This is a genomic window from Pseudomonas sp. UBA6562, from assembly GCF_002434265.1.
GTDB lineage: Bacteria > Pseudomonadota > Gammaproteobacteria > Pseudomonadales > Pseudomonadaceae > Aquipseudomonas.
The window spans coordinates 44,513-59,800 of the sequence record NZ_DJJS01000001.1 but is presented as its reverse complement, the minus strand read 5'-3'; the positions used below and the strand labels follow the sequence as shown (position 1 = coordinate 59,800).

Sequence of the window (15,288 nt, the reverse complement as noted above, 5' to 3'; positions counted from 1 at the left end):
ACTCGGCAAGCCGCACGCTGCCGGGCACTCTCGCCCACCCTCCCGAAACCCACCGCCAATCCGAAGGAATCCGCCGGACCATAGGTGGTCACCTGTAGGCAATCGATGACGATCACCTACAGGACAGCATCATGACCCAACTCGCATTAGTCGTAGGCGCCAGCGGCATCGTCGGCAGCGCCACCACCCAATTGCTGCTGGACAGCCAGTGGCAGGTCGCGGCCCTGTCCCGCCAACCGTCCACCCTGCCCGGCGTGATACCGGTCGCGGCCGACCTGCAAGACCCGCAGTCGGTGCGCGACGCGCTGGCCGATCTGCGCCCAACCCACGTGTTCATCACCACCTGGTCGCGCCAGGCCACGGAAGCGGAAAACATCCGTGTCAACGCCGCCATGGTGCGCAACCTGCTCGACGCCCTGCGTCCGGCCAAGAGCGTGCAGCATGTGGCTTTGGTGACGGGTCTGAAGCACTACCTGGGCCCCTTCGAGGCCTACGGCAAAGGCACCCTGCCGCAGACCCCGTTCCGTGAGGAGCAGGGCCGCCTGGATGTGGAAAACTTCTACTACGCCCAGGAAGACGAAGTCTTCGCCGCCGCCAAGCAGGACGGCTTCACCTGGAGCGTGCACCGCCCGCACACGGTGATCGGCGTGGCCGTGGGCAATGCCATGAACATGGCCACCACCCTGGCGGTGTATGCCTCGATCTGTAAGCACACCGGCCGGCCGTTCGTGTTCCCCGGTTCGCGCGTGCAGTGGGACAGCCTGACCGACATGACCGACGCCCGGCAGCTGGCCAGCCAACTGCTGTGGGCCGCTACTACGCCCTCGGCTGCAGACCAGGCCTTCAACATCACCAACGGCGACGTGTTTCGCTGGAAGTGGATGTGGAGCCGGATCGCCGAGTACTTCGACATCCCTGCTGCGGACTTCCCAGCCTCTCCTGCCCCGCTGGAAACGCAGATGGCCGACGACCAACGCGCCTGGACGCAACTGGCGGCCGAACATGGCCTGAAGGAAAGCGACATCGCTCGCCTGATCTCGCCGTGGCACACCGACGCCGACCTCGGCAGGCCGATCGAGGTGGTGACGGACATGTCGAAGAGCCGCCTGCTAGGCTTCACCGGCTATCAGGCCAGCGATCGGGCCTTCTTCGATGCCTTCGACCGGCTGCGCAGGGAACAGCTGATTCCTTGAACGATGCGGCCCGGCGGATCGGCCTGGTCCGTCGCCACCGCTGACACCCAAGCAAAAAAAATCCGACACCCTGAAGGGGGTCGGATTTTTGATTCGATGCCATGATGGGCACAGGGACTAGAGGCAGCGCATCGCCTTCAATCAGTGCTTACCGGCGACCCCGCCAATCGCCTCACTGCCCCGGCTGCGCCTGGCTCAAGACCAGCTTGCCATTCTTGTCCAACGGAATGCTCGAACCGGGGTCGCGGTCCATCTTGATCTGCCCGGCCTGGTCGCCGATGGTGTACTTGACGTTGTAGCCCACCACCTTGTCGCTGATGTCGTTGACCGTGTTGCAGCGGGTTTGCGTGGTGGTGTAGGTGTCGCGACGCTGCATGCCTTCCTGCACCTTGTTGCCTGCGTAACCACCGCCCACCGCACCGGCCACGGTGGCCAGCTTCTTGCCGGTGCCGCCACCCACTTGGTTGCCCAGCAGACCGCCCGCCAATGCGCCGACCACCGTGCCGGCAATCTGGTGCTGGTCCTTGACCGGCGCCTGGCGCGTCACGGTCACATCCTTGCACACTTCACGCGGCGTCTTGATCTGCTGCTTGATGGGCTGCACGTCGGTCACCTGAGCGTACTCCGGGCCTTTGTTGACCAAGCTGTAGGTAGCAAACGCCCCACCGGCCGTCACCGCCACGGCACCCAGCACCGTCCCTACCAGCATTGATTTGTTCACGTGAACCTCCTGATCTATCCAGCGGGTCCGCGCCCGCGCTTGTCCCAGCCTTGGAGCAAAAAAAAAGGCGCGAGTTCAACACTCGCGCCTTTCGTTTCGCCCAATGGCGTAGGACTTTTCCTTACGGGCGGTCGTCCACACCTTCAGCTTTGACCGGTGGGATCAGGTCTTCGCTGTTCAGGTTCAGCCAGATCAGCACCACGTTGGCGATGTAGATCGACGAGTAGGTTCCGGCCAATACGCCGATGAACAGCGCCAGGGAGAAGCCGAACAGGTTGTCGCCACCGAAGAACAGCAGCGCGGCGATGGCCAGCAGGGTCGACACCGAGGTGGCGATGGTGCGCAGCAGGGTCTGGGTGGTCGAGACGTTGATGTTCTCGATCAACGACGCCTTGCGCATGACCCGGAAGTTCTCCCGCACCCGGTCGAACACCACGATGGTGTCGTTGAGCGAGTAACCGATGATCGCCAGGACCGCCGCCAGCACGGTGAGGTCGAAGGTGATCTGGAAGAACGACAGGATGCCCAAGGTCACCACCACGTCGTGGATCAGCGAGATGATCGCACCGACCGCGAACTTCCACTGGAAACGGAAAGCCAGGTAGATGAGGATGCCGCCGAGCGCCAGGAGCATGCCCAGGCCGCCCTGGTCGCGCAGCTCTTCACCCACCTGCGGGCCGACGAACTCGACGCGCTTGAGGGTGGCCGGGTTGTCGCCGCCGGCCTTCTTCAAAGCCTCGGCCACTTTGCTGCCCAGTTGCGGATCGTCGCCGGGCATACGCACCAGCAGCTCGGTAGTGGCACCGAAACTCTGCACGATGGCTTCGTGGAAGCCCGAGCTGTTGAGTTCTTCACGCACGGCTTTCAGGTCGGCCGGACGCTCGTAATTCAGCTCGATCAGCGTACCGCCGGTGAAGTCCAGGCCGAAGTTCAGACCCTTCTGCCACCAGCTGAACAGCGCCAGCACGGTGAGCAGTACGGTGATGGCGAACGCGCTGTTGCGCACGCCCATGAAGTTGATGGTTTTCATGGTTATTCCCTCAGACCCACAGCTTCTTGATGTCACGCCCGCCGCAGGTCAGGTTGACCATGGCGCGGGTCACCATGATGGCGGTGAACATCGAGGTGAAAATCCCGAGGGACATGGTGACCGCGAAGCCCTTGACCGGGCCGGTACCCATGGCGAACAGGATACCGCCCACCAGCAGGCTGGTCAGGTTGGCGTCGATGATCGCGGTGTAGGCACGGTTGAAGCCTTCGTGGATGGCGCGCTGGGCCGACATGCCGTTCTTCAGCTCCTCGCGGATACGCGAGAAGATCAGCACGTTGGCGTCGACCGCCATGCCCATGGTCAGGACGATACCGGCGATGCCCGGCAGGGTCAGCGTGGCCCCCAGCAAGGACATCAGCGCCAGCAGCAGCACCATGTTGCCCGCCAGGGCGATGGTGGCGATCACGCCGAAGCCGCGGTAGATGGCGATGATGAACAGCGAGACGAAGAGCATGCCCCACAGCGACGCATCGATACCCTTGGTGATGTTGTCGGCACCCAGGCTCGGACCGATGGTGCGCTCTTCGGCGAAGTACATCGGCGCGGCCAGGCCACCGGCACGCAGCAGCAGGGCCAGCTCGGACGATTCGCCCTGGCCGTTGAGCCCGGTGATGCGGAACTGGCTACCCAGCGGCGACTGGATGGTCGCCAGGCTGATGATCTTCTTCTCTTCCTGGAAGCTCTGGACCGGCACTTCCTTCTCGACGCCGTCGACCGTCTGCTTGACGTAGCGGGTGGTCGGCTTCTGCTCGATGAAGATCACCGCCATGCTGCGCCCGACGTTGCTGCGCGTGGCGCGGCTCATCAGTTCGCCGCCATGGCCGTCGAGACGGATATTGACCTGCGGACGGCCGTGCTCGTCGAAGCTGGCCTGGGCATCGGTGACCTGGTCACCGGTGATGATCAGACCGCGCTCGACCGGCGCCGAACGGCCGCCCTCGCGGAACTCGAACACTTCGCTGGTGGCCCGCGACGCGCCGGGCTCGGCACCGAAGCGGAACTCCAGGTTGGCGGTCTTGCCGAGGATGCGCTTGGCTTCGGCGGTGTCCTGCACGCCCGGCAGCTCGACCACGATGCGGTTGGCGCCTTGGCGCTGCACCAGCGGCTCGGCGACGCCGAGTTCGTTGACCCGGTTGCGCACGGTGGTGAGGTTCTGACGAATCGAGTATTCACGGATTTCGGTGACCTTGGCCTGGGTCAGCGCCAGGCGCAGCACGGCGAGGTCGTTACGCTCGGAGGTGGTCAGGTCGAAATCGTTGAAATTCTTGCGGACCAGGCTGCGGGCCTGTTCGCGGGTGGCGTCGTCGGCAAAGCCGAGCATGATGCCGCCGTCTTGTTGCGGCAGGCTGCGGTAGCGGATGCGTTCCTTGCGCAGCAAGGTCTTCACTTCGCCTTCGTAGACCTTCATGCGCGCGCTCATGGCCTTGTCCATGTCCACTTCCAACAGGAAGTGCACACCACCGGACAGGTCCAAGCCCAACTTCATGGGGCTTGCGCCGATCTTGCGCAACCACTGCGGGGTGGTCTGCGCCAGGTTCAGGGCCACGACGTAGTCGTCGCCGAGGGTCTTGCGCACCACATCCTTGGCCGGCAGTTGCGCTTCCTGATCGCTCAGGCGGATCAGGCCGCTGCCCTTTTCACCCAGGCTGGCGCCCTTGACCGCGATACCGGCTTCGGTCAGTGCTTTGCTCACGCGATCCAGGTCGGCCTGGTTGACCTGCAGCGCCGAGCTGGCACCGCTGATCTGCACGGCCGGATCGTCCGGGTAGAGGTTGGGAGCGGAATAAATGAAACCGATCGCCAGTACCAGCACGATCAGTGCGTATTTCCACAGAGGGTATTTGTTCAGCATCACGCCGCCCGTTCAAGACGCGGGGCGCGTTGCGCGCCCCGACTGGAAAAAAAATCGCTGCCTCAGATCGCCTTGAGCGTACCTTTGGGCAGGGTGGCCGCGATGGCGCCCTTCTGGAACTTCAGTTCGACGGTATCGGACACTTCCAGCACCACGAAGTCATCGGACACTTTGACGATCTTGCCGGCGATACCGCCGTTGGTGACAACTTCGTCGCCTTTCTGCAAGTTGCCCAGCAGGTTCTTTTGCTCTTTGGCGCGTTTGGCCTGTGGACGCCAGATCATCAAGTAGAAGATGACCAGGAAGCCGACCAGGAAGATCCACTCAAAACCAGCGGGGCCGGCAGCGGCAGGTGCTGCGGCGTCCGCGTAGGCGGCGGGAATCAGAAAGCTCATGTGACACTCCAGTTGCTAGCGTTATGCAAAGACGGGGTTTGCAATTCGGTGAAGAACACTTAGTCCAAAGGCGGCACGGGAAGCCCGCGCTTGGCGTAGAAGGCGTCGACAAAGGCGGCCAATTTACCCTGTTGAATAGCCTCGCGCAAACCAGCCATCAGGCGCTGGTAATGGCGCAAGTTGTGGATCGTATTCAACATGCTGCTGAGCATTTCCCCGCACTTGTCCAGGTGGTGCAGATAGGCGCGGGAGAAGTTGCTGCAGGTGTAGCAATCGCAGGTCGGGTCCAGTGGCGATTCATCGTGGCGATGGAACGCGTTGCGAATCTTGATCACGCCGGTGTCGATGAACAGATGGCCGTTGCGCGCATTGCGCGTGGGCATCACGCAGTCGAACATGTCGACGCCGCGGCGCACACCCTCCACAAGATCTTCGGGTTTGCCCACCCCCATAAGGTAACGAGGTTTGTCAGCGGGCATCTGACCCGGCAGGTAGTCGAGCACCTTGATCATTTCGTGCTTGGGCTCACCCACCGACAAGCCGCCGATGGCCAGGCCGTCGAAACCGATCTTGTCCAGGCCCTCGAGCGAGCGCATGCGCAAGTCCTCGTGCATACCGCCCTGGACGATGCCGAACAGCGCCGCAGTGTTGTCGGCATGGGCATTCTTCGAGCGCTGCGCCCAGCGCAGCGACAGCTCCATCGAGGTGCGCGCCACGTCGTGCTCGGCCGGGTACGGCGTGCACTCGTCGAAGATCATGACGATGTCCGAGCCCAGGTCGCGCTGCACCTGCATGGATTCTTCCGGGCCCATGAACACCTTCGAGCCGTCGACCGGCGAGGCGAAGGTCACGCCCTCTTCCTTGATCTTGCGCATGGCGCCCAGGCTGAACACCTGGAAGCCGCCCGAGTCGGTCAGAATCGGCCCTTTCCACTGCATGAAATCGTGCAGGCCGTTATGCTTCTTGACCACCTCGGTGCCTGGGCGCAGCCACAAGTGGAAGGTGTTGCCCAGGATGATCTCGGCGCCGGTGGCTTCGATGTCCCGCGGCAGCATGCCCTTGACCGTGCCATAGGTGCCCACCGGCATGAACGCCGGGGTCTCGACCGTGCCACGGGGGAAGGTCAGCCGACCGCGACGGGCCTTGCCGTCGGTGGCCAGCAGTTCGAACGACATTCGACAGGTGCGAGTCATGCTTGATCCTCGGGGCCGCGCGGCGCCGGATTGCGGGTGATGAACATGGCATCACCGTAACTGAAGAAGCGGTACCGCTGTTCGACCGCCGCCGCGTAGGCGGCCATGGTCTCGGGGTAACCGGCGAAGGCCGAGACCAGCATCAGCAGCGTGGACTCGGGCAGATGGAAGTTGGTGACCAGCGCGTCGACCACGTGGAACGGCCGACCGGGGTAGAGGAAGATGTCGGTGTCGCCGCTGAAGGCCTTGAGCACGCCGTCGCGCGCGGCGCTTTCCAGCGAGCGCACGCTGGTGGTGCCCACCGCCACCACACGGCCGCCACGCGCGCGGCAGGCGGCCACGGCGTCGACCACGTCCTGGCCGACTTCCAGCCATTCCTTGTGCATGTGGTGGTCTTCGATCTTGTCGACCCGCACCGGCTGGAAGGTGCCGGCGCCCACGTGCAGGGTGACGAACGCCTGTTCCACGCCCTTGGCCGCGATCTGCGCCAGTAGGTCCTGGTCGAAATGCAGGCCGGCGGTAGGCGCGGCCACGGCACCGGCGCGTTCAGCGTAGACAGTCTGATAGCGCTCGCGATCGGCGCCTTCGTCCGGGCGGTCGATGTAGGGCGGCAGCGGCATGTGGCCGACGCGCTCGAGCAGCGGCAGCACCTCTTCGCCGAAACGCAGCTCGAACAAGGTGTCGTGCCGCGCCACCATCTCGGCCTCGCCGCCGCCGTCGATCAGCAACTGGGTGCCGACCTTGGGCGCCTTGCTGGCACGCACGTGGGCCAGCACGCGGTGGCTGTCGAGCACGCGCTCGACCAGCACTTCCAGCTTGCCGCCGGAGGCTTTCTGGCCGAACAGCCGCGCCGGAATCACCCGGGTGTTGTTGAACACCATCAGGTCGCCCGGGCGCAGGTACTCGAGCAGATCGGTGAATTGCCGATGCGCCAACGCCCCGCTCGGCCCATCGAGGACCAGCAGGCGGCTGCCGTGGCGCTCGGCCAACGGATGGCGAGCGATGAGGGAATCGGGGAGTTCGAAGGAGAAATCGGCGACGCGCATGATCAGGTTCGGTTCGACAAAGCCGGGAAGTTTAGCCCACTGAGTGAAAATTGACTATGAAACACGATTGACCGACGGACGGAGCCTCTCTATACTGCGCCGCGTTGGCCCTGATGGCGGAATTGGTAGACGCGGCGGATTCAAAATCCGTTTTCGAAAGGAGTGGGAGTTCGAGTCTCCCTCGGGGCACCATGTACATCGTTCCAAACTTCCCCAGGAAGCCAGGAGCAACGAAGAAACCGGCCACTGAGCCGGTTTTTTTGTGCCTGCCGTTTTGCGGTGCTTCGGGCAACTGCCGAATCCATCGCTACGGCCTTTGCCGATGTGAGGGCAACGCCAAAAATGTAGGCATGGATGCCTACCCAGCAATCAAGCTTGCGCGGGCCCGCCACCGTTCCGAGGCTTAAGGGTTGTCCTGCTTATAGGTATGGTCGGGGTTGAGGACCACTTCCTTCGCGAGAGCATCCAGTTCTTCGCTGTGATAAAGATCCAGGCACTTCAAGAAATCGAACCGGACACCTTTGACTTCAGCCTCGACCAGTGGATTTTTATAATCCCTGGCCAGATAACCATTCACCAAGGCTTTGACCTTATCCGGACTCTTCTCCAAGTCGTAGTACGTCCAGTCGCGCAAGGCGCTGACACTACTTCCGGCATCGGTCGAAGCACCCTTGTCATCTGCGTAGGCGTTTGCCACGCAGGTCGCGAACACCATGTCCTTATAGTTCTGTCCGTAGCTTCGCTCGATACTTTGCGGGGACGAGTGAACATCAGCTGCGAAGGCTGGCAGCGCGGTCAGCGCACAAGCCAGGAAACCCAAGAACCCTTTCATCAAATCAAGCTCCAGAAATTCGCCCGGTCCGTCCGATAGTTGACACCTGGCTCATTGAAATAACAATGGTCGTAACACGTGGTGCCGTCGAACAACGTCGCATGGCCTTGCGCGTCACCCCAGCCAGACACCTCAAAAAGGACTACACCCCTTTTGCCAGACAGTGCGCCGCCGCCAGTGGGGGGATATTTGACCACATCCGGTTTGCCCCATCTGGACTCCAGGAACGTGATCAGATTCTTCACCCGGAAAAAATATTGCCGCTGGTCTCCCCCTGACACCGTCTGCCCCGGCATCTTGGGAATGGTCAGCCCTGCCTGGTTCAAGATGTAGCTCATGCGCACGGCGCAGGTATTGCTCCACTTCTGGGAGGGGTCTGGATTATTGATATTTTTTTCGACATACCCTCCTATCAGGGTGGCAACCTTTAGCCCCGAGTTGGCCGGATCGTAGATTTTTTGAGACGCCGCCCAAGCAGCTGCGAAAGAAGGCCTAGCCATTATTCATCCTTGCTGAAAACCATTGATGAAGGCGAATGGAGTACACGACATCAAGAACGGGTCTTCCTTACTACGACCCCATGCGCGTGACACGTGGAAATCTATCACTGCGTTCAAGAGACCGGCAAGCCATGCGGCCTCCTTCGATCCGGTCATCGCGGACCGCCGGATTCGGGCAGAAACAACCTACCGTCGAATCGAGTAAGTTTGCATACGGGCATGACACTACTCCGCCACATACTGGGCATCCGAGCACGGCTTGTTATCAATTGGCCATTGCTGAGTGTTCGCTTTCGCTATCGTAGCCTCGAGCTTGATTACCACTCCGCTGAACACTCGCCCATCCCTATCTTGCCGAGGCAGCCGTGTACTGCTTCGCACCCGCCGCACTTCCAAACTGTCAGGCAATTGCCACTTACCCAAATCATTGAAAAAGGCCAAGCGCGCGGCTGCGCGCTTGGCCTTTTGATTACCCTGCAACCCCTCGACGATCGGTCGAGGGGCGGTCGAAAGAATGCTCAGGCGCTACTTCCCGCTCCCGATCTTCCACTTGAAGTGCAGCACACCCCACGCCAGGCCAATCACCGCCGACAAGGTCGACGCGCACAGCACGCTCAATTTGGCCACCGCCAGCAGATGCGCGTCGTCGAAGGCCAGGCCCGCGATGAAGATGGACATGGTGAAGCCGATACCGGCCAGCAAGCCCACCAGCACCACCCCGCCCCACTTCACGTTCTGCGGCAAGGTGCACAGGCCGCTGCGCACCAGAACGAGCGTGGCGAGGAAGATGCCCACCGGTTTGCCCAGCACCAGCGCCATGACCACGCCATAGGCGACGGAGAAGCTGATCGGCACGTCCAGTTGTGCGCCTTGCACGTTCACCCCGGCGTTGGCCAAAGCGAACAGCGGCATGATGGCGAACGCCACCCAGGGGTGCAGGCGCTCCTGCACGCGCTGTACCGGCGGCACCACTTCGCGCTCGGCCAGGCGAATCTGCTTGAGCGGCGTGGAGACTTTCTTCTCGCCCTGGTCGACGCGGTGCAACAGGTCGCGGAAGGCCTTGGACATGATATCCAGCGGCCGCTCGTGGGACGGTGCGGAACGCACCGGCGTGATCAGGCCCAGCACCACGCCGGCCAGGGTCGGGTGCACGCCCAACTTGAGCAGGCCGGCCCAGATGATCGCGCCCGGCACCACATAGGCCCAGGCCGTGCCGATGCCCATGCGCTGCATGAGCAGCACCAGCGCAAGGCCGGCGCCGGCGATGCCGAGCCCGGCGAAGTCCAGGCTGGCGGTATAGAACACGGCGATGATCAGGATCGCGGCGATGTCGTCGATGATCGCCACGGCCAGGAGGAAGATGCGCAGGTTGGCCGGAATCGACTTGCCCAGCAGCGCCAGCACACCGACGGCGAAGGCGATGTCGGTGGCGGTCGGCACTGCCCAACCGTGGCTCGAGGGCAGGCCCCAGTTGTAGGCGAGATAGATGCCGGCCGGCACCAGCACGCCACCCAGGGCGGCACCCAGAGGCAAGGTGGCCATGCGCGCGTTGGACAAGGCGCCGTCCTGGATTTCCTGGCGGATTTCCATGCCGACCACTAGGAAGAAGATGGTCATCAGGCCATCGTTGACCAGAAAGTGCAGCGACTGGCCCAGGCTCAACGAGCCGATGCTGAGTACCACCTGGGTGTGCCAGAAGGCTTCATAGGAGGCACTGGCCGAGCTGTTGGCCCAGATCAGTGCGGCGATCGCGGCAATGACCAGAGCGATGCCGCTGACGGCTTCGATATGGGCGAAACGCTCGAACGCGGCCAGGGCCTGGCTGGTGAGACGCTGCGGACGGGGAATGACGGTGGATGCGGGGGTATTGGGTGCGGGCATGTTGACGCCTCACCAGCGGCCCGACCGGTGTTGGATGTTTAACCTGCGAGCCAGCGACATGCCTTACGCACCCAGGCGGCATTGTAGGCCCAGCACCGGCCTGGTGCAAAAGACTCCGGTCGGGAAGAGGGCCAATTTCCATGCTATGGCCCGGTTGTAGATTTTTCTTACACAGTCCATGGCGTGGAGGCGGATGACCGAACTCCGCTCGACCCGACACAGGATTCATTGAGCCCTCCAAGGCTACGGTCGCTTCCCTTCGGATCGCACGCACTACCTGGATTGGCCACCCAATACGGCTCAAGCCGCCCCCGCAATAAATCCCTGCAGTCTGCACATACCGGCATACGGCATACCACTCAGCGGATTCTATCCCTACCATCGCTAATTTCGATTGGCAATAGCTATGTGCCACCATTACCCTCACTTACATTGGACCTAACCCATAAGTTATGCATGCCGATAGCCTTCGTCATGCTGCCCATCCGCCCCCCAGAAACCTAAATCATGAAATCGACTGTGCCCTGCCTCGCAGCACTGATGCTGTTGAGTGGGTGCAATGGAATGCCCACCAGTTCGTTCGCTTCAAACCCCACCTATGACCAAGCGTTCGTCGTCTATTCCGGCGGCCCGCTGCCGTTGCTGCTGATGGCCTCGGCCATCCAGTGGAACGAGGACTACGCCGTTACTGCCAAGCACACCCCTTTCCTTCCAGGAGTGGTGCACGAAGGGCTGGGCGATGTCGTCTTCTTCCGCCACAAGGCCAAGCAGATTCCGCAATGGCGCCAGTTCGTGCCAGGCGAGTCGGTCACGGCCGTAGGCTTCAATGGGCTGGCGATGCCCATGCAAGGCCATGGTCACGCATTGACTTCGCTGGTACGTCTACCGGGTACCGGTGGCGGCGTGTTCTATTCCGTGCATGACGGCCCGCTGGTCAAGGGCATGTCGGGGGGGCCGCTGTTCGCCGACGACGGCAAGGTGGTCGGCATCAACGTCGCCTACATCGACAAGGACGGCATCGATGCCGCTCGCCGTCCGGACCTGGCCAAGGCCAAACGCATCAGCGTGTTCATGCCCTACGCCGAGATAGACCGGGAATGGCAACGCTACCAGTACAAACTGGCGCACCAGGGCGCCGAGCCGAAACGGCCACAGCCGATCGCGGCGCTGGTCGCCAAGGCCCCCGGCAACTGATCGCCAGCGGTTGCGCCTCTGCATCCGGCACGGCGCGTGCGCCTCAGACCGGCGCTGCCGACGCCTCGCCGGCCAGCACGAAACCGGCCAGGACCACCCGGTTGCGGCCGCCGTGCTTGGCCTGGTAAAGGGCCATGTCGGCGGCGTGCAACCACGCGTCGGCATCCACCAGCGCCGGGCCATGGGCGGCTACGCCGATGCTCAAAGTCACGCGCAGTTGACCTAGCTCGGGGTGGCGGAAGTCTTCGACGGCCTGGCGCAGGCGCTCGAGGATCTCTTGCGCCTGTAAGGTGGACGTTTCCGGCAGCAGTACGCAGAACTCGTCGCCGCCATAGCGCGCCATCGGGTCGCGCTTGCGCAACTGCGCGGCAAGGGTGGCGCTGATGGTGCGCAGAATGCTGTCGCCCACCAGGTGCCCGTAGGTGTCGTTGATGTGCTTGAAGTGGTCGACATCGATCAGCGCCAGGTGCGTGGGGGCCGCTTGCGCACGGCAGCGCTCGAACTCGCGCAGCAGCAAGTCTTTCAAGGCCCCATGGTTGGTCAAGCCGGTCAGGCTGTCGGTCTGGCTCAGCCGAGCCAGGGCACGCTTGTGCTGATTGAGCTGGGTCATCACTTGGTAACAGACCATGCCGACGGCGATGGGGTAGATGAGCAGGATCGGCAAACATGCCAGCATCTGTTGCTGGGTCGTGGGCGGCAGCAACGGCGGGCCGTATAGCCAAAATCCGACGACTATGCCCATGGCTTGCGCGGCGAAGGTCTTGACCAGCATGTGCCAGCCGCCGGCGGCGATCTTGTCCATGGCGATCATCGACAGGACGATCACGCTGGGCAGCGGGTTGAGGCCCATCACCCCAACCCAAGCGCCGCCGGCAAAACCGTCGAACAGCAGGTTGCGCTGTTCGGTGCGAAATGGGTTGGCCGATCCGCGCGCCAGCTGAAACGCCACATGCGGCCAGACGAAGCCGTGCGCCAACAGCACCAACCAAACCCAAGCCCCGGGTTGCAACGGCCAGATGCCGATCGCCACGCAGAAGAAGCCCAGACCGGTGCCGATGGCGCGCGGCAGATACATGCGCCTGGCGAACGACAGACCCTTACCGGTGGGCTGATGCATGGATGAGTACCGAATGGATGGTGTGACGGGTTCGACACGGATCGAAGTAAAGGTGGCTAGGCCACAGGAAGGCATTGTGCCATCACTGCTCGAATCGGTACACATCCGCTCAAACGCCCGCGCGAACCTTGTTCCCTTGGTGGCGTCGGATGCTCACTGTTCATGCACACGAGGTCGTGCCTTGAAAGATTTCATTGCCCGCAAAGTCCATCTGGTGACCAAAACCTTCGGCTACATCGGTTGGTCGCTGTTCTGGCTGCTGATCTGGGACGTAGTCGTCACCATCGATTTCATGCTGTTCCTCAACAGCAAGTTCAACTTGCCGCTGATCCCGCTCACCCTGCTCGGCTCGGCGCTGGTGGTGCTGGTGAGCTTTCGCAACAGCAGTGCCTACAACCGCTGGTGGGAAGCGCGCACCTTGTGGGGCGCGATGGTCAACAACTCGCGCAGCTTCGCCCGGCAAGTGCTGACCCTGGTCGACGATGCCGACGAGCGTCTCAACCCGGTCAAGGCCACCTTGCTGCGCCGCCAGGTGGCCTACGTGAACGCCCTGGCCGCGCAACTCAAGGGCGAGCCCTGCCGGCCGGAGCTGAAGGCGTTCATCCCGCACACCGAATTCGAGCGGCGCAACGGGTCGAACAACTTCGCCAACGACATCCTTGCCGGCTCCGCCGCGCTGTTGGCGAGCGAGTACAAGGCCGGCCGACTCGACAGCATCCGCCTGGCGCGGCTGGAATCGACCATGGTCGACATATCCAACGCACAGGGCGGCATGGAGCGTATCGCCAACACGCCCCTGCCCTTTCCTTACGTGTATTTCCCCCGGCTGTTCATCAGCTTGTTCTGCCTGATCGTGCCGGTCGGTATCGTCGAGTCGCTGGGCTGGTTCACGCCGCTGGCCTCGACCGTGGTCGGCTTCATGCTGCTGGCCATCGAGCGCATCGGCACCGACTTGCAGAGCCCGTTCCGCGCCAGCGAACACCAGATCAAGATGGACACCATCTGCGAAACCATCGAGCGCAACCTGGAGTCGATGCAGCGCGAAGCGCTGTGCGACGAGCCGGTGCCGGCACTGGAGCGGGTCTAGCCTTCGGGGTTGGCCAGCTGCTCGAGTTCGCTGGCGCGATCGCGGGTCATGTCTTTGACGCACATCGAGGCATCGACCCGAGACAGGGTGCCGCCGCCCAGGCTGCCATGGAAGCTGCAATTGGCATCACGGTAAGCCAGCCAGCTTCGCTGGACCGTGCGCAGGGTCTGCTTCTGCTCGGTGTCGAGCTTGCCCATCAGTTGTTTGTAAGCGGCATTGAGGCGCTTGTCCTGGGCTTCGTGCTCGGTCTGGATGCAGGTCAGCATCAGCGTCGTGCTGGAGGCGGTGTCGATGCATTGGGTGTAGGCCGCAGAATCCTCTGCCGCCTGCGCGCCGGTGGCGGTGAGCAGCAACGCCAGGCCGGCGCCGATCAGGGAACGAAGAACCATATGAACTCCTTTCGATTGGGTGGAAGGGCCGTCTGCCCGGCGCGCAAAAAGCGAGCGCCGGTCGATTCGGCGCCGCGGATCGCACGCGTGGATGCGGGTGCCATCGGCCCTGACCGCGCAGTGTAGCGCTGCCCTGCTCCGGGTGCAGCGCCTCGGCTACCGCGTTCAGGCCACCGGCGGTTCCAGCAACAGACCGTACAGCCCGGAATCGGACAACGCCCCCGCCACGCACCAACGCGCCCGCAAGGTGCCTTCCAGCACGAACCCCTGGCGCTCCAAGGTACGCGCCGAGCCCTCGTTGCGGGGGTCGATCTCGGCCTCCAGACGGCGCAGTTGCAGGGTGTGGGCCAGGTAGTCGATGAAACAGGTCAGGGCTTCGTCCATGTAGGCGCGCCCCTGCACGGCCGTGGCCAGGCAGTAACCGATCTCGCCACGGCGCGACACCTCGTCGAGGTTGAACAACTGCACCATGCCGATCAGTTCGCCATTGTCGCGGCGGTACATGCCCAGCTTGAGTTGCTGGCCTGCGAGGTAGGCCCGGTGGTCGTCTGCCAACGCGGCCTGCGCCTCGACCACGCTTTGCCACGGCGCGTGGTGCCAATATCGCATCACCTGCGGGTCGGCCATGATGGTCAGCCAGGCCGGCGCGTCGGCCTGGGTCATGGGGCGCAGTTGCAGGCGCGGGCTTTCCAGGCAGAGATCGAGGGGGAAACTGCGAAGCTGGGTCAAGCCGGACCTCCTTGGCATGTGCGGTCGTGTGACCGGGTAGTGTCGGCCGACCGGGCGCGCCGGGCGTCCCGGCCTTGGTCGAATGGACACGCCGATGCTACCCCGCCA

15 protein-coding genes and 1 tRNA gene are annotated in these 15,288 nt (G+C 63.0%); 4 read left to right on the top strand and 12 right to left on the bottom strand.

Annotation, left to right across the window (positions count from 1 at the left end):
- Positions 1 to 131: 131 nt before the first annotated feature.
- A complete protein-coding gene (locus tag B4M43_RS00315; RefSeq protein WP_296263023.1) occupies positions 132 to 1,193 on the top strand; it encodes an SDR family oxidoreductase in 1,062 nt (353 codons plus the stop codon).
- A gap of 172 nt (positions 1,194 to 1,365) precedes the next feature.
- Here the strand turns inward: B4M43_RS00315 and B4M43_RS00310 are convergent, their stop codons facing one another.
- The 6 genes from B4M43_RS00310 to queA all read right to left on the bottom strand — a co-directional run bounded on the left by B4M43_RS00310 (position 1,366) and on the right by queA (position 7,451).
- Entirely contained in the window at positions 1,366 to 1,914 is a 549-nt protein-coding gene (locus B4M43_RS00310; RefSeq protein ID WP_296263021.1) for a glycine zipper 2TM domain-containing protein, read from the bottom strand.
- 121 nt (positions 1,915 to 2,035) lie between these two features.
- On the bottom strand, positions 2,036 to 2,944 hold the full coding sequence (gene secF / locus B4M43_RS00305; protein WP_296263019.1) for a protein translocase subunit SecF: 909 nt from the start codon (positions 2,942 to 2,944) through the stop codon (positions 2,036 to 2,038).
- 10 nt (positions 2,945 to 2,954) lie between these two features.
- Positions 2,955 to 4,817: a protein translocase subunit SecD gene (secD, locus tag B4M43_RS00300; RefSeq protein WP_296263017.1), complete on the bottom strand. Its 1,863-nt coding sequence runs from the start codon at positions 4,815 to 4,817 to the stop codon at positions 2,955 to 2,957.
- Positions 4,818 to 4,879: 62 nt separating this feature from the next.
- Positions 4,880 to 5,212, bottom strand: coding sequence for a preprotein translocase subunit YajC (yajC, locus tag B4M43_RS00295; protein WP_028695973.1), 333 nt, complete (start codon positions 5,210 to 5,212; stop codon positions 4,880 to 4,882).
- 59 nt (positions 5,213 to 5,271) lie between these two features.
- Positions 5,272 to 6,387, bottom strand: coding sequence for a tRNA guanosine(34) transglycosylase Tgt (gene tgt / locus B4M43_RS00290; RefSeq protein WP_296263599.1), 1,116 nt, complete (start codon positions 6,385 to 6,387; stop codon positions 5,272 to 5,274).
- Positions 6,388 to 6,401: 14 nt separating this feature from the next.
- Positions 6,402 to 7,451 (bottom strand): tRNA preQ1(34) S-adenosylmethionine ribosyltransferase-isomerase QueA, encoded by a 1,050-nt coding sequence (queA, locus tag B4M43_RS00285; RefSeq protein WP_296263012.1) that lies wholly within the window; start codon positions 7,449 to 7,451, stop codon positions 6,402 to 6,404.
- A 107-nt stretch (positions 7,452 to 7,558) separates the two neighbouring features.
- On the opposite strand from queA, the gene B4M43_RS00280 reads away from it, so the two are divergent.
- Positions 7,559 to 7,643: transfer RNA gene (locus tag B4M43_RS00280), tRNA-Leu, on the top strand.
- Between the two features lie 211 nt (positions 7,644 to 7,854).
- Here B4M43_RS00280 and B4M43_RS00275 read toward each other — a convergent pair.
- The 3 genes from B4M43_RS00275 to nhaA all read right to left on the bottom strand — a co-directional run bounded on the left by B4M43_RS00275 (position 7,855) and on the right by nhaA (position 10,664).
- Positions 7,855 to 8,283 carry a type VI secretion system amidase immunity protein Tai4 gene (locus B4M43_RS00275; protein ID WP_296263011.1) on the bottom strand — a complete coding sequence of 143 codons (429 nt, stop codon included), beginning with the start codon at positions 8,281 to 8,283 and terminating at the stop codon, positions 7,855 to 7,857.
- Positions 8,283 to 8,783: a type VI secretion system amidase effector protein Tae4 gene (locus B4M43_RS00270; RefSeq protein WP_296263009.1), complete on the bottom strand. Its 501-nt coding sequence runs from the start codon at positions 8,781 to 8,783 to the stop codon at positions 8,283 to 8,285. The genes B4M43_RS00275 and B4M43_RS00270 overlap by 1 nt, the downstream gene beginning before the upstream one ends.
- A 525-nt stretch (positions 8,784 to 9,308) precedes the next feature.
- A complete protein-coding gene (gene nhaA, locus B4M43_RS00265; protein WP_296263007.1) occupies positions 9,309 to 10,664 on the bottom strand; it encodes a Na+/H+ antiporter NhaA in 1,356 nt (451 codons plus the stop codon).
- Between the two features lie 540 nt (positions 10,665 to 11,204).
- On the opposite strand from nhaA, the gene B4M43_RS00260 reads away from it, so the two are divergent.
- Positions 11,205 to 11,858, top strand: coding sequence for a S1 family peptidase (locus B4M43_RS00260; RefSeq protein ID WP_296263597.1), 654 nt, complete (start codon positions 11,205 to 11,207; stop codon positions 11,856 to 11,858).
- A gap of 43 nt (positions 11,859 to 11,901) precedes the next feature.
- On the opposite strand, the gene B4M43_RS00255 is transcribed toward B4M43_RS00260, so the two are convergent.
- Positions 11,902 to 12,975 carry a diguanylate cyclase gene (locus B4M43_RS00255; protein WP_296263006.1) on the bottom strand — a complete coding sequence of 358 codons (1,074 nt, stop codon included), beginning with the start codon at positions 12,973 to 12,975 and terminating at the stop codon, positions 11,902 to 11,904.
- Between the two features lie 181 nt (positions 12,976 to 13,156).
- Between B4M43_RS00255 and B4M43_RS00250 the strand changes: the two genes are divergently transcribed.
- Positions 13,157 to 14,062, top strand: a complete 906-nt coding sequence (locus B4M43_RS00250; protein ID WP_296263004.1) for a bestrophin family protein — start codon at positions 13,157 to 13,159, stop codon at positions 14,060 to 14,062.
- Here B4M43_RS00250 and B4M43_RS00245 read toward each other — a convergent pair.
- Together B4M43_RS00245 and B4M43_RS00240 are read right to left on the bottom strand one after the other, a co-directional pair.
- Positions 14,059 to 14,451: a lysozyme inhibitor LprI family protein gene (locus B4M43_RS00245; RefSeq protein WP_296263002.1), complete on the bottom strand. Its 393-nt coding sequence runs from the start codon at positions 14,449 to 14,451 to the stop codon at positions 14,059 to 14,061. The two genes, B4M43_RS00250 and B4M43_RS00245, sit on opposite strands and share 4 nt — an antisense overlap.
- A 165-nt stretch (positions 14,452 to 14,616) precedes the next feature.
- A complete protein-coding gene (locus tag B4M43_RS00240) occupies positions 14,617 to 15,180 on the bottom strand; it encodes a GNAT family N-acetyltransferase (RefSeq protein WP_296263000.1) in 564 nt (187 codons plus the stop codon).
- Between the last annotated feature and the right edge of the window lie 108 nt (positions 15,181 to 15,288).